Here is a 22,238-nt window from a genome sequence, read left to right as displayed (position 1 = left end):
CATACGGGTCCCTCGTACGGGTGGACCTGGGACCGGGGAGGCGCGCTGCGCCTCCCCGGTTCGTTCTGCGGGGTGTGAGCGAGAAGAACCGAGAGGGAAAGCGCACCGCCCGGGAGAAGCTGGCGGACGAGCGCGAGAAGCAGAAGTCCAAGGAGAAGCGCCGCCGCGCGCTGATCGTCGGTGCGAGCGTGGTCTGCGTCCTGGGGCTCGCGGCGGTGATCGGCGTGGTCGCCGCCAACACGGGCAAGGACGACGGCAGCGAGTCCGCGGGCCCGATCGTGGCGCCCTCGGGCGCGCAGGGCAAGGACGGCCTCGCGATCCCGGTCGGCGAGGAGAGCGCCAAGTCGACGCTCGTCATCTGGGAGGACTTCCGCTGCCCGGCCTGCAAGGCCTTCGAGCTGGCGTACCGCGACACCGTCCACGAGCTCACCGAAGCCGGGCAGCTGAAGGTCGAGTACCACCTGGCGACCATCATCGACGGCAACATGGGCGGCACCGGCTCCCGCAAGGCGGCCAACGCCGCGGCCTGCGCCCAGGACGCCGGCAAGTTCACGTCGTACCACGACGTGCTGTTCACCAACCAGCCGCCGGAGACCGACGACGCCTTCGCCGACGAGAACAAGCTGATCGACCTGGCGGGCAAGGTCGACGGCCTCGACACCACCCCGTTCCAGGAGTGCGTCGAGGGCGGCAAGCACAACAGCTGGGTGGAGAAGTCCAACGAGGCCTTCCGCACCGGCGGCTTCAGCGGCACGCCGACCGTCCTGCTCGACGGCAAGAACATCTACCAGGACAGGTCCATGACACCGGCCAAGCTGAAGCAACTCGTGCAGGACGCCAACAAGTAGCGGACGGTGTTACGGACCCGTAGCCGGGCTGCCCGACGCGGGCACCGTCCGACACGGTAGCGTCGACCCTGCCATGGAACTTGCCTTCATTCCCAGCCCGTCGCGCGGGGTGCTGCACCTCGGTCCCATCCCGCTGCGCGGCTACGCGTTCTGCATCATCATCGGCGTCTTCGTAGCCGTCTGGCTCGGCAACAGGCGCTGGATCGCCCGGGGCGGGCGGCCCGGAACGGTGGCCGACATCGCGGTCTGGGCCGTCCCCTTCGGCCTGATCGGCGGCCGGCTCTACCACGTGATCACGGACTACCAGCTGTACTTCAGCGAGGGCCGTGACTGGGTCGACGCCTTCAAGATCTGGGAGGGCGGCCTCGGCATCTGGGGCGCGATCGCGTTCGGTGCGCTGGGCGCCTGGATCGGTGCCCGGCGCCGGGGCATCCCGCTGCCCGCGTACGCCGACGCCGTAGCCCCCGGCATCGCCCTCGCGCAGGCCATCGGCCGCTGGGGCAACTGGTTCAACCAGGAGCTCTACGGCAAGGCGACCGACCTGCCGTGGGCCGTGGAGATCACCTCGTCGGCCGACGGGCGGGTGCCGGGCACCTACCACCCGACGTTCCTGTACGAGTCGCTGTGGTGCATCGGCGTGGCGCTGCTCGTCATCTGGGCCGACCGCCGGTTCAGGCTCGGCCACGGGCGGGCGTTCGCGCTCTACGTCGCCGCGTACTGCGCGGGCCGGTTCTGGATCGAGTACATGCGCGTCGACGACGCCCACCACATCCTGGGCCTGCGCCTGAACAACTGGACCGCGCTCCTCGTGTTCCTGCTCGCGGTGGTCTACATGGTGCTCTCGGCGCGCAAGCGCCCGGGCCGGGAGGCCGTCGTCGAGCCGGGTGCGGAGCCCGCCGACGGTGACGCGGGCGGCGCCGCGGGCGAGGCCGCCGACGCGGACTCCAAGGACACCGATGCCGACGGCGCCGCGGACGCCGCAGGCTCCGGAGACACCGGGGACGGCACCGTGGAGACCGAGAAGGACGCGACGCACGTGAAGGACGGGGCGGACTCGGCCAAGGGCTGACCGCCCGCCGTCGTACGTCGCCGAGGGCGCCCGGAGTGATCCGGGCGCCCTGTTCGTGTGTCAGGACAGGACGGGGCGCCGGGCCAGCGACAGGGTGCGCTGGGCCGTCGCCACCACGGCCGCGTCGACGAACCGGCCGTCCGGCAGCGCCAGCGCGCCCGGCTGCGCGGTGGCCGCCTTCACGATCGTCTCCGCCTCCTCCAGCTCCCGGTCGGTGGGCAGGTACGCCCGCTCGATGATCGGCAGCTGACGGGGGTGGATCGCGGCCCGGCCGAGGAAACCCAGGGCGCGGCCGTGGGCGCAGGACGCCGCCAGGCCCTCCAGGTCCCGGGTGTCGGGATGCACGGTCTGCGACGGCGGCGCCAGCCCCGCCGCACGCGCGGCCACGACCACCCGCGAGCGTGACCAGTCCAGGCCCGTGTCGCCGCGTACGCCGAGGTCGGCGCGGAGGTCCGCCTCGCCGAGGGCGATGCCGCGCAGCGACGGGTGGGCGGCGGCGATCGGGTAGGCCCGTTCCACGCCGAGGGCCGTCTCCAGCAGGGCGTACAGGGGTGGCCCGCCGGTGGCCGTCGCGACGCCGGTGATCTGCTCGGGCGACGTCACCTTCGGCAGCCGCAGCCCGGACAGTCCCGGCAGCTGGGCGAGCGCCGCGAGGTCCGCAGCGGCGAGCGGCCCGTCCAGGGCGTTGACGCGGACGTGGACGGGCACCGGCTGGGGCTCGCCGAGCAGCTCGGCGGTGGCCTCGCGGGCGTAGCGCTTGCGGTCGGGGGCGACCGCGTCCTCCAGGTCGACCACGACCACGTCGGCGCCGGCGGCCAGCGCCTTGGCGACCACACGGGGCCGGTCCCCGGGGGCGTACAGCCAGGTCAGCGGGGGTGCCGTCATACGATGCCCTCCTCACGCAGCTCTTTCACATCGGCCGGGGACAGACCGAGCTCGGTCAGCACCTCCTCGGTGTCGGCGCCGTGCGGGCGGCCCGCCCAGCGGATCGCCCCCGGGGTGGCGGACAGACGGAAGAGGACGTTCTGCATGCGCATCGGGCCCAGCTCGGGATCGTGCACGGTGGTGACGGAGTCCAGGGCCTGGTACTGCGGGTCGGCCATCACGTCCCGCACGTCCTGGATCGGGGCGACCGCGGCCTCGGCCTTCTCGAAGGCGGCGAGCACGTCGGCGCGGTCGTGCCGGGCGATCCAGTCGCCGACCGCCGCGTCCAGCACGTCGGCGTGCCGGGCCCGCTCGGCGCCCGACCCGAACCAGGGCTCGTCGATCAGCTCCGGGCGGCCCACCAGGCGCATCACGCGCTCGGCGACCGACTGGGCCGAGGTGGAGACGGCGACCCAGGTGCCGTCGGCGGTGCGGTAGGTGTTGCGCGGGGCGTTGTTCTGGGAGCGGTTGCCGGTGCGGGGCTGGACGTGGCCGAGCTGGTCGTACCAGGTGGGCTGCGGGCCCAGCACGGTCAGGATGGGCTCGATGATCGCCATGTCGACGACCTGGCCCTCGCCGGTGCGCTCGCGTGCGGCGAGCGCGGTCATCACGGCGTACGCCGTCGCCAGGGCGGCGATCGAGTCGGCCAGCCCGAACGGCGGCAGCGTCGGGGGCGCGTCCGGCTCACCCGTCATCGCGGCGAAACCGCTCATGGCCTCGGCGAGCGTGCCGAAGCCGGGCCGGCGTGCGTAGGGGCCGAACTGGCCGAAGCCGGTGACCCGGGTGAGGACCAGCCGCGGATTGACCGCGGACAGCTCGTCCCAGCCCAGGTCCCACCTCTCCAGCGTGCCCGGGCGGAAGTTCTCGACGACGACGTCCGCGGTCGCGGCGAGACGGAGCAGGGTGGTGCGGCCGGCGGGCTTCGACAGGTCCAGGGTCATGGTGCGCTTGTTGCGGCCCAGCACCTTCCACCACAGGCCGATGCCGTCCTTGGACGGGCCGTGGCCCCGGGAGGGGTCGGGCCGGTCGGGGTGCTCGACCTTGACCACCTCGGCGCCGAAGTCGCCGAGCATGGTGGCCGCGAGCGGGCCCGCGAAGAGGGTGGCGAGGTCGAGGACGCGCAACCCGCTCAGCGGGGCCTGGGCGAGGGCGGGGGTGCCGGCGGGCGGGGACACGGTCATGGGCGGGTGGCCTCCCTGTGGGTGAGATGGGCGAGGGCGTCGAAGCCGGTGCCGTCGAAGTCGCCGACCGAGGTGGCCAGGCGGTTCTTGAGCGGGGCCGTCCAGTGCTCGGGCAGGGCGGCGGGGGAGCCGGCGAGGAGGCCGGCGACACTGCCGGCGGTGGCGCCGTTGGAGTCGGTGTCCCAGCCGCCCGACACGGCACGGGAGACCGAACCGGTGAAGTCGCCGTCCGCGTGGGTGAGGGCGGCGGCGAGCAGGGCGGTGTTGGGAACGGCGTGGACCCAGTGGTGGGTGGGGGAGTGGAGGGCGTGGAGCCGGTCCACCACCGTGTCGAAGTCGGCCTCGGTCCCGGCGAGGTGGACGGCGTGGCCGACGGCTTCGGCGAGGCGGGAGGCCGGCGGTACGACGGTGAGGCCGGCGCGGAGACAGGCGTGGACGTCGTGCGTGCCGGTGGCGGCGGTGGCGATGACGGCCGCCGCGAACATCGCCGCGTAGACGCCGTTGGCGGTGTGGGTGAGGGTCGCGTCGCGGTGCGCCTGCTCGGCGGCGGCGCCCGGGTCGCCGGGGTTGGTCCAGCCGTGCACGTCGGCGCGGATCAGGGCGCCGATCCACTCGCGGAAGGGATTGCGGTGGCGGGCCGTGTGCGGGGGTTCCAGGCCGCCGAGGAGATTGCGGTAGGCGACGCGTTCGGCGGTGAAGGTGCGGCCGGCGGGGAGCTCGTCGAGCCAGACGCGGGCCGCGTCGGCGGTGGTGAAGCTCCTGCCGTGGCGTTGCAGGAGCAGCAGGTTGAGGAGCGGGTAGTTGAGGTCGTCGTCCTCGGGCATGCCGTCGATGTTCTCGACGAGGGAGGTGGCCGCGGAGCGGCGGTTCCAGGGGTGGGCGGCCATGAGGTCCTCGGGGAGGCCGCGGGCGGTGAAGTAGTCGACCGGAGGCCAGTTCCCGGCGGCCCGGGCGAGCAACCGGATGCCGGTCAGGGGGAGCTTCTCGACGGGTTTGCCGAGGAGGCAGCCGGCCGCCCGGCCCAGCCACGCCGCCTCCAGACGGGCGCGGGACACGGTCGAGGGGCGGGGCGCCGGCCACTGGGGGCACCGGGCCTTGATCCGGTCCAGGTCCGTCGGTTCCGCGTCCGCCGACGGGTCGGCCAGCTCGTCCAGTTCCGCCAGCAGGTCTTCGGCCAGCAGCCGGAGCCGGGGGGAGGCCGGCCGGGAGGACGCACCCGCCCGGGTGGGGGCCGGGCAGCCGCCCGCCGCCCGCCAGCGGGCCGCGATCGCCGATGCGTCGCGGCCGTCCTGCGCCGCCTGGCGCAGCTCGTGGCCGACGAGGTCCTCGGGCTGGACCCAGGTCAGTCGGAGCATCTCGCGCCCTCGAACGACGCGAACGCCCGCTCGTGGGCCCGGCGCCGGGCCACGTCGTGCTCGAAGACCTCCCGTGCCACCGCGGTGAGTGTCGTCGCCGGCTGCCACAGGTCCAGGCGGCTCGCCTCCGCGACGGCCTTCGCCCAGTCCTCCGGGACCGGTGAGCCCAGCGCACCGGCCAGCGCGCCCGCCATCGTGGCGATGGAGTCGCAGTCACGGCCGTAGTTGACGGCGCCGAGGACCGCGTGCCGGTAGTCGCCGCCGGAGACGACCAGCATGCCCAGGGCCACGGGCAGTTCCTCGATCGCGTGCAGGCGGGACGGGCGGCGGGCGGCCAGCGAGGGCGCGCGGTAGTCGGGGCCCACCGTGTCGTAGGGGGCCACCGCCTCCCGCAGCGGCGCGAGCGCCGACTCGAAGTCCGTGTGCCGCGCGGCCACGTCGCAGACCGCCTCGATCGCCGCCCGGGTGCCGTCCTTCGCCAGGTCCAGACAGGCCGCCACCACCGAGTCCGGCGTCGCCCCGGGCGTGCACGCCGCGGCCACCGCCGCCGCGAGGACGCCGGCCGCCTCACGGCCGTACGACGACTGGTGCGCGCCCGCGACGTCCAGCGCCTCGGCGTAGGCGCCCGCCGGGTTGGCGGCGTTGACCAGGCCGACCGGGGCCATGTACATGGCGGCACCGCAGTTGACGATGTTGCCGGTGCCGGCCTCGCGCGGGTCCACGTGGCCGTAGTGGATCCTGGCGGCCAGCCACTTCTCCGCCAGGAAGATCCGCTGGAGCGGGAGCGCCTCGGCCTCCAGTTCCGGGATCCAGCGCGGGCGCGTCATCAGGTCCGGGACCAGGTGCTCGGCGACCGCGTAGGCGTCGAGGTGGTCGCGGACCGTGGCGTACACCCGGACCAGTGCGTGGGTCAGCAAGGTGTCGTCGGTGACGTGGCCGTCGCCCTTGTGGTACGGGGCGATGGGGCGGGCGGTGCGCCAGGCGTCGCCGTTCCACGGGCCGACGATGCCGTGCACGCGGCCGCCGTGGCGTTCGAGGATCTGCTCGGGGGAGTAGCCCTCCACGGGACCGCCGAGCGCGTCGCCGACGGCCGCGCCGACCAGGGAGCCGGTGACGCGCTCCTCCAGGGTCGTCGCCGTGGCGCCGTTCGCCGTGTCGCGTGTGCTGGGGCCGGGTGTCCTCATGCCGTGTGCCGTCCTTCCGGTCGGGGCGGTTGCGTCGCGTGCAGGAGCCCGGCGAGCTCGACCAGGTCGGTGCCGGTGAGGCGGGGCAGCACGCAGCCGGGGAGGGTGCGGCAGGCGTCGCGCCAGGAGGCGGGGATCGCCGTGCCGCCGCTCAGCGCGCCGGTGAGGGCGCCGGCCAGGGCCGGGGCGGAGTCCGCGACCCGGGACAGACACGCCGCCGCCGGTACGGCCTCCGCGATGCGGCCCCGGGCGGCGGTGGCCAGGGCGAGGGCGACCGGGACGGTCTCGGCGGCGGCGATGCCGTAGCTGTAGACGTGGTCGACGATCTGGTGCTCGAGCAGCGGTACGAGGGCGAAGGTGCTCTCGGCGCCCGCGGCCAGGGCCAGCGCCTGGCGGGCGTTGCGGCCGATCTCCGTCTCCGCGGGGAGTTCGGCGAGCGCGGCCGTGACGCAGGTGCCCACGTCGGCGCCGTCGAGGGCGCACGCCAGGGCCGCCGCCATGGCCCGGGCGCCGTGCACGCCGTCGCCGTCCTGGGTGTAGCGGGCGTCGAACTCGGCGAGGTCGGCGGCCGCACGCGGGGCGCCGGGGTGGGCGACGGCGAGGACACAGGCCCGGACGCAGGCGGCGTCGTCGAAGTAGTGCGGGTTGTCGTGGCCGGTGGCGGGCGGGCGCAGGCCGGTGGCGAGGTTGCCGAGCCCTGCCCGTACCGAGATGCGGGCCCGCAGCGGCAGCACCGCCGACTCGGCCTCCGGGGCGCGTTCCGTGGCCGCGGCCACCTCGCTGGCCACGGCGTTCCAGGTCAGGTCGATCGCCGCCCGCATCCGGCGTTCGCGGCTCAGGTCCCCGAGCGCGGTGTCGTCCCCGGCCCGCAGTACCGCCTCCGCCGCGAACGCCGCCCACTCGGCGTCGTCGGACGGGCCGAGGCGCAGGGGCTCCGGGGGCTGGTTCAGGGCGATGGGGACGGGGAGGGTGGTGGTCGCGTTCTGCTCCGCGAAGGTGTCCAGTTCGCGGGTGAGGCGACGCGTCCACTCCGGCATCCGGGCGGCCCGGTGCCGGGCGGCGGGCCAGCCGGCGGCGTCACCCGCGGCGAGCCCCAGCAGCAGCCCCTCGACACGGTCGCGCCGCGTCGCCGGGCGGGGCGGGGCGGTGCTCCCGGGCCTCGGGCGGTGCCCCTCGCCGGCGGGGGCGGGCTCCCTTCCGGAGGAAGGGCCGGCGGGAGCGGGAGCGGGAGCGGCGGTGGTGGCAGTGGCACCGGTACCGGTGGTGATGACGGTGGCAGTGGTGGTGTCGGTGCCGGTGGTGATGACGGTGGCGGTGGTGGGGCCAGGGGGTTCCGGTCCGGGGCGCTGTCCGCTCCCGGCGGGCGCGGACTCCTCCGGTACGTCGGGCGGGGCGACGTACGCCGTGGTGGCGGGTTCCTCACCGGCGGAGCGTGACCTGGTCACGGCCACACCCCCACGACCGCGTCGTCTTCGGCCGGGGGCGGGGTGGGCCCGGGAGCCGGTGACGGCGCACGCCTGCTGGTCGGCGTCGGCGTCGGCGGCGGCGGCGGCGGTGGTGCCGGCGCGGACGCCGGTGTCGGCGTCGGGTCGTCGGTCCAGGCCGGTGTGGGCAGCGGCGTCGGTGCCGGCACCGGGATGTCGGTCGGTGTCGGCACCGGTGCGTCGGCCGGTCCCGGGCGGGGCCCGTCGCCCGGGGGAAGGGCCCCGCCCACCCGGGAACTCTCGACCCGGCCGGCAGCCTCGGTCCCCGCGGCGCGGCGCCGTTCCACCGCGGCCCGCGTCAGCAGGTCGGCCACGTCCAGCACATGGTGCCCGGCCATCGCCGGCAGACAGCTTCCGCGGGCCGGGCCGATGGCCGCCGCCCACTCGGCCGGGATGGCGGCGACGCCCCGGGTCGCGCCGGCCAGGGCACCTGCCACCGCTGCCGTCGTGTCCGCGTCGCGGCCCATGTTGACGGCCGTCAGCACGGCGTCCGTGAAGTCGCCGTCGGCCGCCGCGTAGGCGCCGAAGGCGAGCGCGACCGCCTCGGGGGCCAGGTCGGTCCACGGGTAGCCGCCGATGACCACGGCGGAGCGCACGGCGCGTTCGCCGCGGTGGGCCGCCGTCATCGCGCGGCGCAGACACCGGGCCGTCCAGGAGTCGTCCGGCACGACGGCCAGCGCGGAGGCCACGACGGCGACGGGCGGTGCCCCCGCCATCGCCGCGGCGACACCCGCCGCCACCGCCTGGCCGCCGTAGATGCCCTCACCGTCGTGGCTGACCGAACCGTCGATCGCCACCAGCCGGGCCGCCTCGGCGGGACGGCCCGCCGCGAACACGCCGTAGGGGGCGGCCCGCATGGCCAGCCCGTCGCTCCAGGCGTGGCGGTGCTGCGCGGAGATGGGCGCGGCCAGGCCCCGGCGCAGGTTCTCCAGGGTGCCGCGTTCGCTGAAACCGGCGCCCCGGAACGGGCCCTCCTCCCGGTCCGCGATCCACTCGTGCCAGGCCGTCTCCACATGGGCCGGGGTGAGCGCGGAGCCGTACCGGGCCAGCAGCAGACCGGAGAAGATCGCGTACTCGGTGTCGTCGGTGCCGGCCGGCTTCGTGGCCACGTACCCCGTGATGCGGCCCCAGCGGGCGCGGATCTCGGAGGGCTTCATGTTCTCGGCCGGCGCCCCGAGGGCGTCGCCGACGGCCAGACCGAGCAGCGCGCCCCGGGCCCGATCGCGGAGTCCGACGGCGTCCCCGGGCACGGGGGCCGGGGGAATGCGGGCGGTGGATGCCACGGCCTCTCCTCTCCCTTTGCGGATGTGTCCCCGGTGCGGTCCGCCCCGCAGCCTCGCGGGCCCCAGCGTCACCCGGACGACATCTGTGCGCTCAAGATCACGGATGAGCGGAAAAGGTAAAACCGCAGGTAAGCGCAGCCTTTCCTTGCTGGCGAGGACGAAATGATCGGCGTAGCTTTGGTGTTGTAAAAAAGTAGAACTGATCCAAACTAGCCTTCCGGGGGGCCCGCATGGCCATCATCGAAACCGAGGCGCCGCTGCACGAGGCGCACCGTGACAACCACACCCACCGCGACGTGAACGGCGGCTGGCTGCGCCCCGCCGTCTTCGGCGCGATGGACGGCCTGGTCTCCAACCTCGCCCTGATGACCGGCGTCGCGGGCGGTGCGGTCGGCCAGCAGACCGTCGTGCTGAGCGGCCTGGCCGGTCTGGCCGCCGGCGCCTTCTCCATGGCCGCCGGCGAGTACACCTCCGTCGCCTCGCAGCGCGAGCTCGTCGAGGCCGAGCTGGACGTGGAGCGGCGTGAGCTGAAGAAGCACCCGGCGGACGAGGAGGCCGAGCTGGCCGCGCTCTACGAGGCGCGGGGTGTCGAGCCGCGGCTCGCGCGCGAGGTGGCCCGGCAGCTGTCCCGCGACCCCGAGCAGGCGCTGGAGATACACGCCCGCGAGGAACTGGGCATCGACCCCGGCGACCTGCCCTCGCCGCTGGTCGCGGCCGTGTCCTCGTTCGGCTCGTTCGCGCTGGGCGCCCTGCTCCCCGTGCTGCCCTTCCTGCTCGGCGCCACCGCGCTGTGGCCGGCGGTCGTGCTCGCGCTCGTCGGGCTGTTCCTGTGCGGCGCGGTCGTCGCCAAGGTGACGGCACGGAGCTGGTGGTACAGCGGACTGCGGCAGCTCGCCCTCGGTGGCGCGGCGGCCGGTGTGACCTACGCCCTGGGCAGTCTCTTCGGAACGGCCGTAGGATAGCCCGGCTCGAACTTATGCGGAGGACCGCATAAGTAGCCGTTACTCGCTGGTTTCGAGTACGTGATCCCCGGGCATGAGCCGTAAGCGCTGTGAGCAATGAGGCCTGCCGCGCACCCGCGAAGCGAGCGACGGAGCTCTCTTCGCCCCCTCGGACCGACGGACATCGATCTGTCCGCCCCGGTCCCCCTGGATCACACCGCCGGTCGCGGTACCCCCGCCGCCACCCTCGCTGTCCGCATGTTGGAACGGATTATCCCGCTTCCCGAGAATCACTCCATCATGTAACCTGCACGAAATTTTGATCTCACGCAGAGGGCCAACGTCGTCCCTCGGCACTTGCACATGCCAGATGACGACGACGGGAGAGCCGATGCGTACGCCGCGCCAGCCGTCCCAGCATTCCGCGAATGGCCAGAACTGGTCCTTCATGGATGCTCGCCCTGCTGCGCAGGGTATGTACGACCCCCGCAACGAGCACGACGCCTGCGGCGTCGGTTTCGTCGCCACTCTCACCGGCGAGGCATCGCACACCCTGGTGGACCAGGCGCTCACCGTGTTGCGCAACCTGGAGCACCGCGGTGCCACCGGCTCCGAGCCCGACTCGGGCGACGGCGCGGGCATCCTCTCCCAGGTGCCGGACGCCTTCTTCCGCGAGGTGGCCGAATTCGAGCTGCCCGAGGCCGGGGCGTACGCCGTCGGCATCGCCTTCCTGCCGGTCGACGGCACCGAGGACGCCGTGGCGCGGATCGAGACGATCGCGGCGGAGGAGGGCCTCACCGTCCTCGGCTGGCGCGAGGTCCCGGTCGCCCCGCAGATGCTGGGCGCCACCGCGCGTTCGACCATGCCGGTCTTCCGCCAGATCTTCGTGACGGACGGCGTCTCCCAGGGCATCGCCCTCGACCGCCGCGCCTTCGCGCTGCGCAAGCGCGCCGAGCGCGAGGTCGGCGTCTACTTCCCGTCGCTGTCCGCGCGGACCATCGTCTACAAGGGCATGCTGACCACCGGCCAGCTGGAGCCGTTCTTCCCGGACCTGTCCGACCGCCGCTTCGCCTCCGCGATCGCGCTCGTGCACTCCCGGTTCTCCACGAACACCTTCCCGAGCTGGCCGCTCGCCCACCCGTACCGCTTCGTCGCGCACAACGGCGAGATCAACACGGTCAAGGGCAACCGCAACTGGATGCGCGCCCGCGAGTCCCAGCTCGCCTCGGACCTGTTCGGCTCGTCCTCGGACCTGGAGCGGATCTTCCCGGTCTGCACGCCGGACGCCTCCGACTCGGCCTCGTTCGACGAGGTGCTGGAGCTGCTGCACCTCGGCGGGCGTTCGCTGCCGCACTCGGTGCTGATGATGATCCCGGAGGCGTGGGAGAACCACGACTCCATGGACCCGGCCCGGCGCGCCTTCTACCAGTTCCACTCCACGATGATGGAGCCCTGGGACGGCCCCGCCTGCGTCACCTTCACCGACGGCACCCAGGTCGGCGCCGTGCTCGACCGCAACGGTCTGCGCCCCGGCCGCTACTGGGTCACCGACGAGGGCCTCGTCGTCCTCGGCTCCGAGGTCGGCGTCCTGGACATCGACCCGGCCAAGGTCGTCCGCAAGGGGCGCCTGCAGCCCGGCCGCATGTTCCTCGTGGACACCGCCGAGCACCGCATCATCGAGGACGACGAGATCAAGGCCCAGCTCGCGGCGGAGAAGCCGTACGCCGAGTGGATCGAGGCCGGCGAGATCGAGCTGTCCGACCTGCCCGAGCGCGAGCACATCGTGCACACCCACGCCTCGGTCACCCGCCGCCAGCAGACCTTCGGGTACACCGAGGAGGAGCTGCGCGTCATCCTCGCGCCGATGGCCAAGGCCGGCGCCGAGCCGATCGGCTCCATGGGCACGGACTCGCCGATCGCGGCGCTCTCCGACCGCCCGCGGCTGCTCTTCGACTACTTCACGCAGCTCTTCGCCCAGGTCACCAACCCGCCGCTGGACGCGATCCGCGAGGAACTGGTCACCTCCCTGCGCTCCTCGCTCGGCCCGCAGGGCAACCTGCTGGAGCCGACGGCCGCCTCCTGCCGCAGCGTCCTGCTGCCGTTCCCGGTCATCGACAACGACGAGCTGGCCAAGCTCATCCACATCAACGCCGACGGCGACATGCCCGGCTTCAAGGCCGCGACCCTCTCCGGTCTCTACCGGGTGCACGGCGGCGGCGACGCCCTCGCCGCGCGCATAGAGGAGATCTGCGCCGAGACCGACGCCGCCATCGAGAACGGCGCCCGGCTGATCGTCCTGTCCGACCGCCACTCGGACGCCGAGCACGCCCCGATCCCGTCGCTGCTGCTCACCGCGGCCGTGCACCACCACCTCATCCGCACCAAGCAGCGCACCGAGGTGGGCCTGCTGATCGAGGCCGGCGACGTCCGCGAGGTCCACCACGTCGCCCTGCTCATCGGCTACGGCGCCGCGGCCGTCAACCCGTACCTGGCCATGGAGTCCGTGGAGGACCTGGTCCGCGCGGGCACCTTCCTGCAGGCCGTCGACGGCGAGCCCGAGCAGGCCATCCGGAACCTGATCTACGCCCTCGGCAAGGGCGTCCTCAAGGTCATGTCCAAGATGGGCATCTCCACCGTCGCCTCCTACCGCGGCGCCCAGGTCTTCGAGGCCGTCGGTCTCGACGAGGAGTTCGTCGCGACGTACTTCAACGGCACCACCACCAAGATCGGCGGCGTCGGCATCGACGTGATCGCCAAGGAGGTCGCCGCCCGGCACGCCAAGGCCTACCCGGCCAGCGGCATCGCGCCGGCGCACCGCGCGCTCGACATCGGCGGCGAGTACCAGTGGCGCCGCGAGGGCGAGCCGCACCTGTTCGACCCGGAGACGGTCTTCCGCCTCCAGCACTCCACGCGCTCCGGCAAGTACGACATCTTCAAGAAGTACACCGAGCGCGTGAACGAGCAGTCCGAACGGCTGATGACGCTGCGGGGCCTGTTCGGCTTCAAGAGCGACCGGCAGCCGATCCCGGTCGACGAGGTCGAGCCCGTCTCCGAGATCGTCAAGCGCTTCTCCACCGGCGCCATGTCGTACGGCTCCATCTCCCAGGAGGCGCACGAGACCCTCGCCATCGCCATGAACCAGCTGGGCGGCAAGTCCAACACCGGTGAGGGCGGCGAGGACCCGGAGCGCCTGTACGACCCGGCGCGCCGCTCGTCGATCAAGCAGGTCGCCTCGGGACGCTTCGGCGTCACCTCCGAGTACCTGGTCAACGCGGACGACATCCAGATCAAGATGGCGCAGGGCGCCAAGCCCGGCGAGGGCGGCCAGCTGCCCGGCCACAAGGTGTACCCCTGGGTCGCCAAGACCCGGCACTCCACCCCCGGCGTCGGCCTGATCTCCCCGCCCCCGCACCACGACATCTACTCCATCGAGGACCTGGCCCAGCTGATCCACGACCTCAAGAACGCCAACCCGCAGGCCCGCATCCACGTGAAGCTGGTCTCCGAGGTCGGCGTCGGCACGGTCGCGGCGGGCGTCTCCAAGGCGCACGCGGACGTCGTCCTCATCTCCGGCCACGACGGCGGCACGGGCGCCTCCCCGCTCACCTCGCTCAAGCACGCGGGCGGCCCCTGGGAGCTCGGCCTCGCCGAGACCCAGCAGACCCTGCTGCTCAACGGCCTGCGCGACCGGATCGTCGTGCAGACCGACGGCCAGCTCAAGACCGGCCGGGACGTCGTCATCGCCGCCCTGCTCGGCGCCGAGGAGTTCGGTTTCGCGACCGCGCCGCTCGTCGTCTCGGGCTGCGTCATGATGCGCGTCTGCCACCTCGACACCTGCCCGGTCGGCATCGCCACCCAGAACCCGGTGCTGCGCGACCGCTTCTCCGGCAAGGCCGAGTACATCGTCAACTTCTTCCGGTTCATCGCCGAAGAGGTCCGCGAGATCCTCGCCGAGCTGGGCTTCCGCTCCATCGAGGAGGCCGTCGGCCACGCCGAGACCCTCGACGTCACCCGCGCCATCGACCACTGGAAGGCGCAGGGCCTCGACCTGGAGCCGCTCTTCCACGTGCCCGCGCTGCCCGAGGGCGCGGTGCGCCACCAGGCCGTCGTCCAGGACCACGGCCTGGAGAAGGCGCTCGACAACCAGCTGATCAAGCTCGCGTCGGACGCCCTGTCCGCCTCCAGCGCCACCGACGCCGCGCCGGTGCGCGCCCAGGTCGCGATCCGCAACATCAACCGCACGGTCGGCACCATGCTCGGCCACGAGGTCACGAAGAAGTTCGGCGGAGCGGGCCTGCCCGACGACACCGTCGACATCACCTTCACCGGCTCGGCCGGCCAGTCCTTCGGCGCCTTCGTCCCGCGCGGCGTCACGCTGCGCCTGGAGGGCGACGCCAACGACTACGTCGGCAAGGGCCTCTCCGGCGGCCGGATCGTCGTCCGCCCGGACCGGGGCGCCGACCACCTCGCCGAGTACTCCACCATCGCCGGCAACACCATCGGCTACGGCGCCACCGGCGGCGAGATGTTCCTGCGCGGCAAGGTCGGCGAGCGCTTCTGCGTCCGCAACTCCGGCGCGCTGGTCGTCTCCGAGGGCGTCGGCGACCACGGCTGCGAGTACATGACCGGCGGTCACGCGGTCGTCCTCGGCGAGACCGGGCGCAACTTCGCGGCCGGCATGTCCGGTGGCGTCGCGTACGTCATCGACCTCGACCGCGACAACGTCAACGTCGGCAACGTCGGCGCGATCGAGGCGCTCGACGACGCAGACAAGCAGTGGCTGCACGACGTGGTGCGCCGGCACCAGGAGGAGACGGGCTCCACCGTCGCCGAGAAGCTGCTCGCCGACTGGCCCAGCGCCGTGGAGCGCTTCGGCAAGATCATTCCCAGCACGTACAAGGCAGTGCTCGCCGCCAAGGACGCCGCCGAGCGAGCCGGTCTCTCCGAGACCGAGATCACCGAGAAGATGATGGAGGCGGCGACCAATGGCTGATCCCAAGGGCTTCCTGAACCACGGCCGCGAGGTCGCCAAGACCCGCCCCGTCGAGGAGCGCGTCAAGGACTGGAACGAGGTCTACGTCCCCGGCTCCCTGCTGCCGATCATCAGCAAGCAGGCCAGCCGCTGCATGGACTGCGGCATCCCGTTCTGCCACAACGGCTGTCCGCTCGGGAACCTGATCCCCGAGTGGAACGACTACGCCTACCGCGAGGACTGGTCGGCCGCGCAGGAGCGCCTGCACGCCACCAACAACTTCCCGGAGTTCACCGGCCGCCTGTGCCCGGCTCCGTGCGAGTCGGCGTGTGTGCTCGGCATCAACCAGCCGGCCGTCACCATCAAGAACGTCGAGGTCTCGATCATCGACAAGGCGTGGGAGACCGGGGACGTCGCCCCGCAGATCCCCGAGCGCCTGTCAGGCAAGACCGTCGCCGTCATCGGCTCGGGCCCGGCCGGTCTCGCCGCCGCCCAGCAGCTCACCCGGGCCGGCCACACGGTCGCCGTCTACGAGCGCGCGGACCGCATCGGAGGCCTCCTGCGGTACGGCATCCCCGAGTTCAAGATGGAGAAGCGGCACATCAACCGCCGCATAGAGCAGATGCGCGCGGAGGGCACCCGCTTCCGCACCGGCGTCGAGATCGGCCGCGACCTCAAGGCCACCGACCTGAAGAAGCGCTACGACGCCGTGGTCATCGCCGCCGGTGCCACCACCGCCCGCGACCTGCCGGTCCCCGGCCGCGAGCTCAACGGCATCCACCAGGCCATGGAGTACCTGCCCCTGGCCAACAAGGTCCAGGAGGGCGACTTCGTGGCGCCCCCGATCTCGGCCGAGGGCAAGCACGTCGTCGTCATCGGCGGCGGCGACACCGGCGCCGACTGCGTGGGCACCGCCCACCGCCAGGGCGCGGCCTCCGTCACCCAGCTGGAGATCATGCCCCGGCCGGGCGAGGAGCGGGACGCGGTGCGCCAGCCGTGGCCGACCTTCCCGATGCTCTACAAGGTCACCAGCGCCCACGAGGAGGGCGGCGAGCGCGTCTACGCCGTCTCCACCACCCACTTCGAGGGCGACGAGGACGGCAACGTCCAGTGGCTGCACATGAGCGAGGTCGAGTTCATCGAGGGCAGGCTCACCCCGAAGCCGGGCACCGAGCGCAAGATCCCGGCCCAGCTGGTCACCCTCGCCATGGGCTTCACCGGCACCGACCGGGACAACGGACTGGTGGACCAGTTCGGCCTGGAGCTCGACGAACGCGGTAACATCGCCCGGGACGCCGACTTCCAGACCAACGTGCCGGGTGTGTTCGTCGCCGGTGACGCCGGCCGCGGCCAGTCGCTCATCGTCTGGGCGATCGCGGAGGGCCGCTCGGCCGCCCGCGGCGCCGACAGCTTCCTGACCGGGGCCAGCGAACTGCCGGCCCCGATCCGCCCGACGGACCGCGCTCTCGCGGTCTGACGGACGGAACAACCGAAGAACGTCCCGCACAAAGGCGTGCGGAACACTGATGGCGCCTGCCCTGTCCCCGACCGGACAAAGGGGCAGGCGCCGTCGCATGCTCAGGGCAGCTTGTAGGTGTCCCCGTACATCTCCCACACCAGCGGCGTGTCCAGCTTCAGGTTCCCCGCCTCCAGGAACCGGCGCTGCGCCGTGTCGACGCGGGAGGTGTCGATGCCCGGGCGCCTGGCCCGCATGGCCTGGCCGCGGACGTCCAGGAAGGCCTCCAGGTACGCCTTCTCGGCGCCCCCCTGGCCCGGCGTCTTCGCCTTCCGCAGGGTCTGCTCCCGCAGCCCGTAGAAGCCCTCCGCGTCCGTGTCGGGGCCGTGGAAGACCATCGCGTCGAAGTAGACGAACTGGCCGAGCGTGCCGAGGCCGTCCAGCTTGGCGAGGCGGACCGCCGGTTCGAAGTAGACCCGGTCCCGCTCCTCCTCCTGCGCCTCGCGGAACGCCGGGAGCTCCGCCTCCGCCTGCCAGGCGGCCGTGAAGCCGGGGTCCAGGCCCTCGTGGGAGTCGGTGCCGTCCACCTGGCGCAGAGCCGGCAGATAGGCCGCCAGGCCGTTGTCCGGGTGCGTCTTCGTGTAGCGCTCGACCAGCATGAGCAGGTCGTGCGTGCCGGTGCAGAAGCCGATGATGCCCGCCGTGTAGCCGCACCCGTCGCCGAGGTCCTCGATGGTGCCGTAGGACGTGCGCCACTTCGTGGTGGAGTTCTCGGCGCTGGACACCAGCTGCTGCGCCAGCTCCTTCTTCGCGGGATCGGCGAGGCCCGGCGGCAGCTCGGCGATGAGCGCGTCGTCCGCCGCCCGCTCCTCCTCCGCCCGGCTCTTGGCGTCCTCGCGGGACGACTGGGTGGTGGACACGGGCGGCGTCACCGGGGCGTCCGCCGAGTCCGTCGGCATGACGAAGTACACCCCCGTGGCGATCACTGGGACGGCCGCGAGGAGCAGCACACCGGCACGTTTCATAGGGGAATACCTCCGCCTGTCATCTCCGACACCTTGATCGCCGCCGTCACCGCCAGCAGCACCACCAGCCCCGCGCACGCACCGGCCTGCACCGCCGTCCGCCGCCCGCCCGGGGGCGCGTACGCGTACGCCAGGGCCAGCGCGCCGCCCGCCAGCAGGCCGCCGAGGTGGCCCTGCCAGGAGGTGAACCCGGCCGACACCACCAGCCACAGCAGCAGGAAGGCCATGAAGCGGTTGACCGCGCCCATGGAGGCGCCCACCCGGCGGTGCAGGACGTAGTACGCCGCCCCCAGGCCGAAGACCGCGCCCGACGCGCCGACCGCGGACTGCCCCGGATCGGCGAACACCAGCTGCAGGACGGAACCGCCGAGCGCCGACAGCACGTACAGGACGGCGAAGCGCACCCGGCCCAGCATCAGCTCCACGACCCGGCCCAGCTGCCACAGCACGACCATGTTCATCGTGAGGTGCAGGATCCCGAACGTCCCCTCGAAGGGCGAGATGTGGAGGAAGGCGCTGGTGAGCATCCGCTCCCACTCGCCGGCCACGATCCCCTCGGTGCGGAAGTCCCCGAGGTACACGCCCTGGTAGACGTAGCGGCCCCCGTCCGGATCGACCAGCCGCGCACCGACCATGGAGAAGCGGTCCACGAGCTCCGGCCGCACGGCCTCCGCCAGATACGCGAGGACGTTCAGCGCGAACAGCACGTACGTCACCACGGGCGTCGTCGACACCCGGCCGCCGACGAGCGTCCGGGCCTGCCGGGCCGACCGCGCCCCCTCCTTCACGCACTCGGGGCACTGGTGGCCCACGGGCGCCTCACGCATGCAGTCCGGGCAGATGTGTCGCTCGCAGCGGGTGCACCGGACGTGGCACTCCACCGCGGGATGGCGGTAGCAGGTGGTGACGGTGGACTCGGAATCCACAGCCGGCTCCTCGGGACGGGACGGACGGTGAGCCGGTGGGGACGGCGGCGAACAAAATAGCGAATGCCTGTGGACGAACTGAGAGGCGGGGTGCACCGTGCCGTAGCCTCGGCAGCCGAGTGCCGTACGCATCGGGTGACGGGGGAGTCCGCATGGCCGCGATCAGTCTCACGAAGGTGCGGGAGACGGCGCCCGCGCTGGTCGACCTGTACAAGACCGCCGGGGTGTCACTGACGAAGCACGGGCTGGAGGAGACCCGGGCGGCGGTCTACCTGGTCGTCGACCACTCCGGCTCCATGAAGCCGTACTACCGGGACGGCAGCGTGCAGGCCCTCGCCGACCGCGTGCTCGGACTGTCCGCGCACCTCGACGACGACGGCACGGTGCCCGTGGTCTTCTTCTCCACGGACGTCGACGCCGTCTCCCGGATCGACCTCGCCGACCACCAGGGACGCATCGAACGGATCGTGGCCGGCCTCGGACACATGGGGAAGACCAGCTACCACCTGGCCATGGACGCCGTCATCGACCACTACCTCGACAGCGGCGCCCGCCACCCCGCCCTGGTCGTCTTCCAGACCGACGGCGGACCGGTCAACAAGCTCGCCGCCGAACGCTACCTGTGCAAGGCGGCTCCGCTGCCGATGTTCTGGCAGTTCGTCGGCTTCGGCGACCCGGACAGCCGCCAGTTCGACTACCTGCGCAGACTCGACGACCTGGCGGTGCCGGAGCGGCGGGTCGTCGACAACGCCGGGTTCTTCCACGCGGGCCGCGACCCGCGGAAGGTGACCGACGCCGAGCTGTACGACCACCTGGTGGGCGAGTTCCCCACCTGGCTCGCGGCCGCACGCGCCCAGGGCATCGTGCGGCCGGCCTGAGACGGCGTCAGTGGGTCAGGGAGAAGCCCAGCACCACACCCGCCGACACCTCCACCATCCCGGGCGCCAGGTCACCGGCCGAGCTGCCGCCCCCGCCCCCGTGGCCCCGGTACTGACGGAACGACTCGGCGTCCACGTCCTGGATGTGCACCACCGGGCCCAGCCGCACCCCCGCCGCCTCCGTGTACACCTCGGCCTTGCGGCGGGCGGCGGCCACCGCCCTGCGACGGGCCTCGTCGCGCATCGCCGGCTTGTCGTGCACGTCGAACTCGACGTCGTCGATCCGGTGCGCGCCCGCGTCCACCGCGTCCACGATGAGCTGCTGGAGCCCGTCCAGTGCCTCGGTCTCCACCGCGTAGGAGGCCTGGCAGCGGTAGCCGAGGAACGTCCGCTCAGCGCCGTACCCGTTGTACTCCGAGCTGAGCCTGAGCCGGGAGCCCGAGACCGCGGTGTCCGGCACCCCGTGCCGGCGCAGCACCTCGCGCACCCGCGTCACGGCCGTGCCCGCCCCCTCGAAGGCCCGGTCCGGCGACGGCTCCAGCACGTCCACCGCCAGCTTCACCCGCACCAGCTGCGGCTCGACCCGCACACTGCCCGCACCGAACACACTGAGCCCCCAGGGCTCGTTGATCGTCTCTGTCATGCGGGCATTGAAGCATCGCCCACGTGTTCTAGGTGTCGCATTCCAGTACGGTCCGGCACAGCCCGCACCGCGCCCGCACCCGCCCCCGCACCGGCACCCTGATCCGCTGATGACACGTCGGGCAGGGGAACGACACCCGCAGCGGATCGCGCCCGCCCGCCGTGAACGAGTACGGCCCCTCCTCCGGAAGGGGAACGGCGTGCGGGTCCTGGGCATGGCGGCGGTCCCGGGCATAGCGGCGGCGCCCCGCCCAGCCGGCCGCGGTCAACGGCGGCTGCTGCCCGTCCCGGCGGGCCCGGGCCATGCCCTTGACGTACGCCGTGTAGGCCTGCGGACTGGTGAACCACACCGACGGGTCCTCCCCGAAGACCAGCGCCCGCTTGGCCAGCACGTAGCCGAACTCCTCCGGCGTCAGGTACCCGAGCTTCTGCGAGGACGCCGCGTCCTCCCGGTAGGCGTCCAGCAGCAGCCAGCCGGCGCCCAGGTACGCCGCCGCCGTGTCGGTGAGGATCTCGTTGTCCCGGGTGCCGGGGAAGGCCAGGTCGAGGCGGTGCAGATACACGTGCATCACCTCGTGCGCGAGCGCCGCCCCGATGTCCCGGCGATGGGTGCGGAAGCGGTCGTTCAGCTCGATGAAGTACTCGGGCCCCGCCGCGAGCTCCACGCTCGCCGCGTGCGTCATCTCCCGGAAGGAGACGATCATCCGGGCATCGGGCAGCCGGTAGTGACGCACCAGCTCGCGAGCCACCCGCTGCGCCCCCAGATACAGGTCGTCGGTGTCGCAGAACGCCACCTCGGCCGGGGCCACGCTGGCCGAGAACGTCCGGACGGTGTCGCACGACAACCGCCGGTACAACGCTGTGACGGCGGCCCGCACCGTCTCCAGATGCGGATAACCGTGCTCGACCGGTCCGCCGTTCGCCACGCCTGAACCCCCACGACGCCTGAACCCTCCTCCCCACTGTACGAGGACCGCCCCGCCGGCCGGACGGGAAGCGCCGCACCGGCCGCCGTGCCGCCCCGGGCAAAAGCCGTCGCCCCACCCCCCGCCCTGCGGCACAATCCGGGACCGTGACCAGCGAACAGCACACCGCCACCACCGCCGCCCTGCACGTGGGCGGCGCGGACGACGACCTGGAACAGCGGCTCGACGCCGAACTGACCGCCTACAACACCGCCGCCGCCCAGGGCGCCCGGACCCGGCCCCTCACCGTGCGCGTCACCGACGACGAGGGCGCCCTCGTCGGCGGACTCACCGCCCGGACCTGGGGCACCCTCGCCTCCGTGGACATGCTGTGGGTGCGCGAGGACCAGCGGCAGGCCGGCTGGGGGAGCCGGCTGATGCGCGCGGCCGAGGAGGAGGCCGCCCGGCGCGGCTGCACCGACGTGATCGTGTCCACCTACACCTTCCAGGCGCCCGGCTTCTACCCGAGGCTCGGCTACCGCGAACGGGGCCGCATCGAGGGCGTGCCCGGCGGCCACGAGGACGTCTACTTCCACAAGCGCGTCGGCACGGCCCCCGACCGCACCGGCCGGGTTCTCGGCGCCTGAGACGGTCTGCGACCGCCCCGCGTCCGCACGTAGGGTGGGCGCCCATGACCACCAGCAACACCGGTACCGGTGCCGTCGACCCCGCCGTCCGCGAGGAGCTGGCCCGGCTGCGGGACAGCATCGACAACATCGACGCGGCCGTCGTCCACATGCTCGCCGAGCGCTTCAAGTGCACCCAGCAGGTCGGCCACCTCAAGGCCCGGCACCAGCTCCCGCCCGCCGACCCGGCCCGCGAGGCCAAGCAGATCGCCCGGCTGCGCGCCCTCGCCGAAAGCGCCAAACTGGACCCGGCGTTCGCCGAGAAGTTCCTGAACTTCATCATCGCCGAGGTGATCCACCACCACGAGCGCATCGCGGAGGACAACGGCAACGGCACGACCCCCGCCTCCGCCTGAACCCCGCGGCCCCGGCGCCCCCACCAGGGGGCGCACGCCGGGGAGCGCGCCGGGTCGGAACGGACCGGACATACTCCGCGTAGCGATCCGCCTCTGTGCCCTGCCGACCCCATCAGGCAGCAT

Annotated in this window: 18 protein-coding genes; 8 read left to right on the top strand and 10 right to left on the bottom strand. The window is 72.9% G+C overall.

Annotated features, from left to right (window positions below):
- Nucleotides 1-74: 74 nt before the first annotated feature.
- Both SAM23877_RS09955 and lgt read left to right on the top strand, forming a co-directional pair.
- Complete coding sequence (locus SAM23877_RS09955) at nt 75-848, top strand: DsbA family protein (RefSeq protein WP_053129225.1); 774 nt, start codon at nt 75-77, stop codon at nt 846-848.
- Between the two features lie 73 nt (nt 849-921).
- Entirely contained in the window at nt 922-1,917 is a 996-nt protein-coding gene (lgt, locus tag SAM23877_RS09950) for a prolipoprotein diacylglyceryl transferase (protein ID WP_053129222.1), read from the top strand.
- Between the two features lie 60 nt (nt 1,918-1,977).
- Here the strand turns inward: lgt and SAM23877_RS09945 are convergent, their stop codons facing one another.
- The 6 genes from SAM23877_RS09945 to SAM23877_RS09920 all read right to left on the bottom strand — a co-directional run bounded on the left by SAM23877_RS09945 (nt 1,978) and on the right by SAM23877_RS09920 (nt 9,328).
- Nucleotides 1,978-2,802 (bottom strand): HpcH/HpaI aldolase/citrate lyase family protein, encoded by an 825-nt coding sequence (locus SAM23877_RS09945; RefSeq protein ID WP_053129210.1) that lies wholly within the window; start codon nt 2,800-2,802, stop codon nt 1,978-1,980.
- A complete protein-coding gene (locus SAM23877_RS09940; RefSeq protein ID WP_053129207.1) occupies nt 2,799-4,022 on the bottom strand; it encodes a CaiB/BaiF CoA transferase family protein in 1,224 nt (407 codons plus the stop codon). The genes SAM23877_RS09945 and SAM23877_RS09940 overlap by 4 nt, the downstream gene beginning before the upstream one ends.
- Nucleotides 4,019-5,377: an ADP-ribosylglycohydrolase family protein gene (locus SAM23877_RS09935; protein WP_053129204.1), complete on the bottom strand. Its 1,359-nt coding sequence runs from the start codon at nt 5,375-5,377 to the stop codon at nt 4,019-4,021. Before SAM23877_RS09935 ends, SAM23877_RS09940 begins: the two co-directional genes overlap by 4 nt.
- Complete coding sequence (locus SAM23877_RS09930; protein ID WP_053129202.1) at nt 5,365-6,561, bottom strand: ADP-ribosylglycohydrolase family protein; 1,197 nt, start codon at nt 6,559-6,561, stop codon at nt 5,365-5,367. Before SAM23877_RS09930 ends, SAM23877_RS09935 begins: the two co-directional genes overlap by 13 nt.
- Nucleotides 6,558-7,829, bottom strand: coding sequence for an ADP-ribosylglycohydrolase family protein (locus SAM23877_RS09925; protein WP_425314784.1), 1,272 nt, complete (start codon nt 7,827-7,829; stop codon nt 6,558-6,560). Before SAM23877_RS09925 ends, SAM23877_RS09930 begins: the two co-directional genes overlap by 4 nt.
- 173 nt (nt 7,830-8,002) lie before the next feature.
- A complete protein-coding gene (locus tag SAM23877_RS09920; protein ID WP_244902927.1) occupies nt 8,003-9,328 on the bottom strand; it encodes an ADP-ribosylglycohydrolase family protein in 1,326 nt (441 codons plus the stop codon).
- Between the two features lie 230 nt (nt 9,329-9,558).
- On the opposite strand from SAM23877_RS09920, the gene SAM23877_RS09915 reads away from it, so the two are divergent.
- The 3 genes from SAM23877_RS09915 (at nt 9,559) to SAM23877_RS09905 (ending at nt 16,718) form a co-directional block, all read left to right on the top strand.
- Nucleotides 9,559-10,290, top strand: coding sequence for a VIT1/CCC1 transporter family protein (locus tag SAM23877_RS09915; RefSeq protein ID WP_053129199.1), 732 nt, complete (start codon nt 9,559-9,561; stop codon nt 10,288-10,290).
- Between the two features lie 427 nt (nt 10,291-10,717).
- A complete protein-coding gene (gltB, locus tag SAM23877_RS09910; protein WP_079030115.1) occupies nt 10,718-15,262 on the top strand; it encodes a glutamate synthase large subunit in 4,545 nt (1,514 codons plus the stop codon).
- A complete protein-coding gene (locus tag SAM23877_RS09905; protein WP_053129193.1) occupies nt 15,255-16,718 on the top strand; it encodes a glutamate synthase subunit beta in 1,464 nt (487 codons plus the stop codon). Before gltB ends, SAM23877_RS09905 begins: the two co-directional genes overlap by 8 nt.
- A gap of 101 nt (nt 16,719-16,819) precedes the next feature.
- Here SAM23877_RS09905 and SAM23877_RS09900 read toward each other — a convergent pair whose 3' ends face one another.
- Both SAM23877_RS09900 and SAM23877_RS09895 read right to left on the bottom strand, forming a co-directional pair.
- Nucleotides 16,820-17,722 carry a chitosanase gene (locus tag SAM23877_RS09900; protein ID WP_053129180.1) on the bottom strand — a complete coding sequence of 301 codons (903 nt, stop codon included), beginning with the start codon at nt 17,720-17,722 and terminating at the stop codon, nt 16,820-16,822.
- On the bottom strand, nt 17,719-18,648 hold the full coding sequence (locus SAM23877_RS09895; protein ID WP_053129177.1) for a rhomboid family intramembrane serine protease: 930 nt from the start codon (nt 18,646-18,648) through the stop codon (nt 17,719-17,721). Before SAM23877_RS09895 ends, SAM23877_RS09900 begins: the two co-directional genes overlap by 4 nt.
- 152 nt (nt 18,649-18,800) lie before the next feature.
- On the opposite strand from SAM23877_RS09895, the gene SAM23877_RS09890 reads away from it, so the two are divergent.
- Nucleotides 18,801-19,526 (top strand): vWA domain-containing protein, encoded by a 726-nt coding sequence (locus tag SAM23877_RS09890; protein ID WP_053129174.1) that lies wholly within the window; start codon nt 18,801-18,803, stop codon nt 19,524-19,526.
- A 7-nt stretch (nt 19,527-19,533) separates the two neighbouring features.
- On the opposite strand, the gene SAM23877_RS09885 is transcribed toward SAM23877_RS09890, so the two are convergent.
- On the bottom strand, nt 19,534-20,169 hold the full coding sequence (locus SAM23877_RS09885) for an SIMPL domain-containing protein (RefSeq protein WP_053129171.1): 636 nt from the start codon (nt 20,167-20,169) through the stop codon (nt 19,534-19,536).
- Between the two features lie 28 nt (nt 20,170-20,197).
- Nucleotides 20,198-21,094 carry a hypothetical protein gene (locus SAM23877_RS09880; RefSeq protein ID WP_053129168.1) on the bottom strand — a complete coding sequence of 299 codons (897 nt, stop codon included), beginning with the start codon at nt 21,092-21,094 and terminating at the stop codon, nt 20,198-20,200.
- Between the two features lie 146 nt (nt 21,095-21,240).
- Here SAM23877_RS09880 and SAM23877_RS09875 point away from each other — a divergent pair, with 146 nt between their 5' ends.
- A complete protein-coding gene (locus tag SAM23877_RS09875) occupies nt 21,241-21,720 on the top strand; it encodes a GNAT family N-acetyltransferase (RefSeq protein ID WP_053129165.1) in 480 nt (159 codons plus the stop codon).
- A 44-nt stretch (nt 21,721-21,764) separates the two neighbouring features.
- A complete protein-coding gene (locus tag SAM23877_RS09870) occupies nt 21,765-22,115 on the top strand; it encodes a chorismate mutase (protein WP_053129150.1) in 351 nt (116 codons plus the stop codon).
- Nucleotides 22,116-22,238: the final 123 nt, after the last annotated feature.

Origin of the sequence: Streptomyces ambofaciens ATCC 23877, from assembly GCF_001267885.1 — a bacterium.
Classification (GTDB): Bacteria; Actinomycetota; Actinomycetes; order Streptomycetales; family Streptomycetaceae; genus Streptomyces; species Streptomyces ambofaciens.
This window is presented reverse-complemented; position numbering and strand designations above follow the sequence as displayed.

Coding starts and splice junctions, on each gene's coding strand:
- SAM23877_RS09900 (WP_053129180.1), bottom strand. CDS start 17,722: ATGAAACGTGCCGGTGTGCTGCTCCTCGCGGCCGTCCCAGTGATCGCC.
- SAM23877_RS09940 (WP_053129207.1), bottom strand. CDS start 4,022: ATGACCGTGTCCCCGCCCGCCGGCACCCCCGCCCTCGCCCAGGCCCCG.
- SAM23877_RS09915 (WP_053129199.1), top strand. CDS start 9,559: ATGGCCATCATCGAAACCGAGGCGCCGCTGCACGAGGCGCACCGTGAC.
- SAM23877_RS09935 (WP_053129204.1), bottom strand. CDS start 5,377: ATGCTCCGACTGACCTGGGTCCAGCCCGAGGACCTCGTCGGCCACGAG.
- SAM23877_RS09905 (WP_053129193.1), top strand. CDS start 15,255: ATGGCTGATCCCAAGGGCTTCCTGAACCACGGCCGCGAGGTCGCCAAG.
- SAM23877_RS09890 (WP_053129174.1), top strand. CDS start 18,801: ATGGCCGCGATCAGTCTCACGAAGGTGCGGGAGACGGCGCCCGCGCTG.
- SAM23877_RS09885 (WP_053129171.1), bottom strand. CDS start 20,169: ATGACAGAGACGATCAACGAGCCCTGGGGGCTCAGTGTGTTCGGTGCG.
- SAM23877_RS09870 (WP_053129150.1), top strand. CDS start 21,765: ATGACCACCAGCAACACCGGTACCGGTGCCGTCGACCCCGCCGTCCGC.
- gltB (WP_079030115.1), top strand. CDS start 10,718: ATGGATGCTCGCCCTGCTGCGCAGGGTATGTACGACCCCCGCAACGAG.
- SAM23877_RS09945 (WP_053129210.1), bottom strand. CDS start 2,802: ATGACGGCACCCCCGCTGACCTGGCTGTACGCCCCCGGGGACCGGCCC.
- SAM23877_RS09930 (WP_053129202.1), bottom strand. CDS start 6,561: ATGAGGACACCCGGCCCCAGCACACGCGACACGGCGAACGGCGCCACG.
- lgt (WP_053129222.1), top strand. CDS start 922: ATGGAACTTGCCTTCATTCCCAGCCCGTCGCGCGGGGTGCTGCACCTC.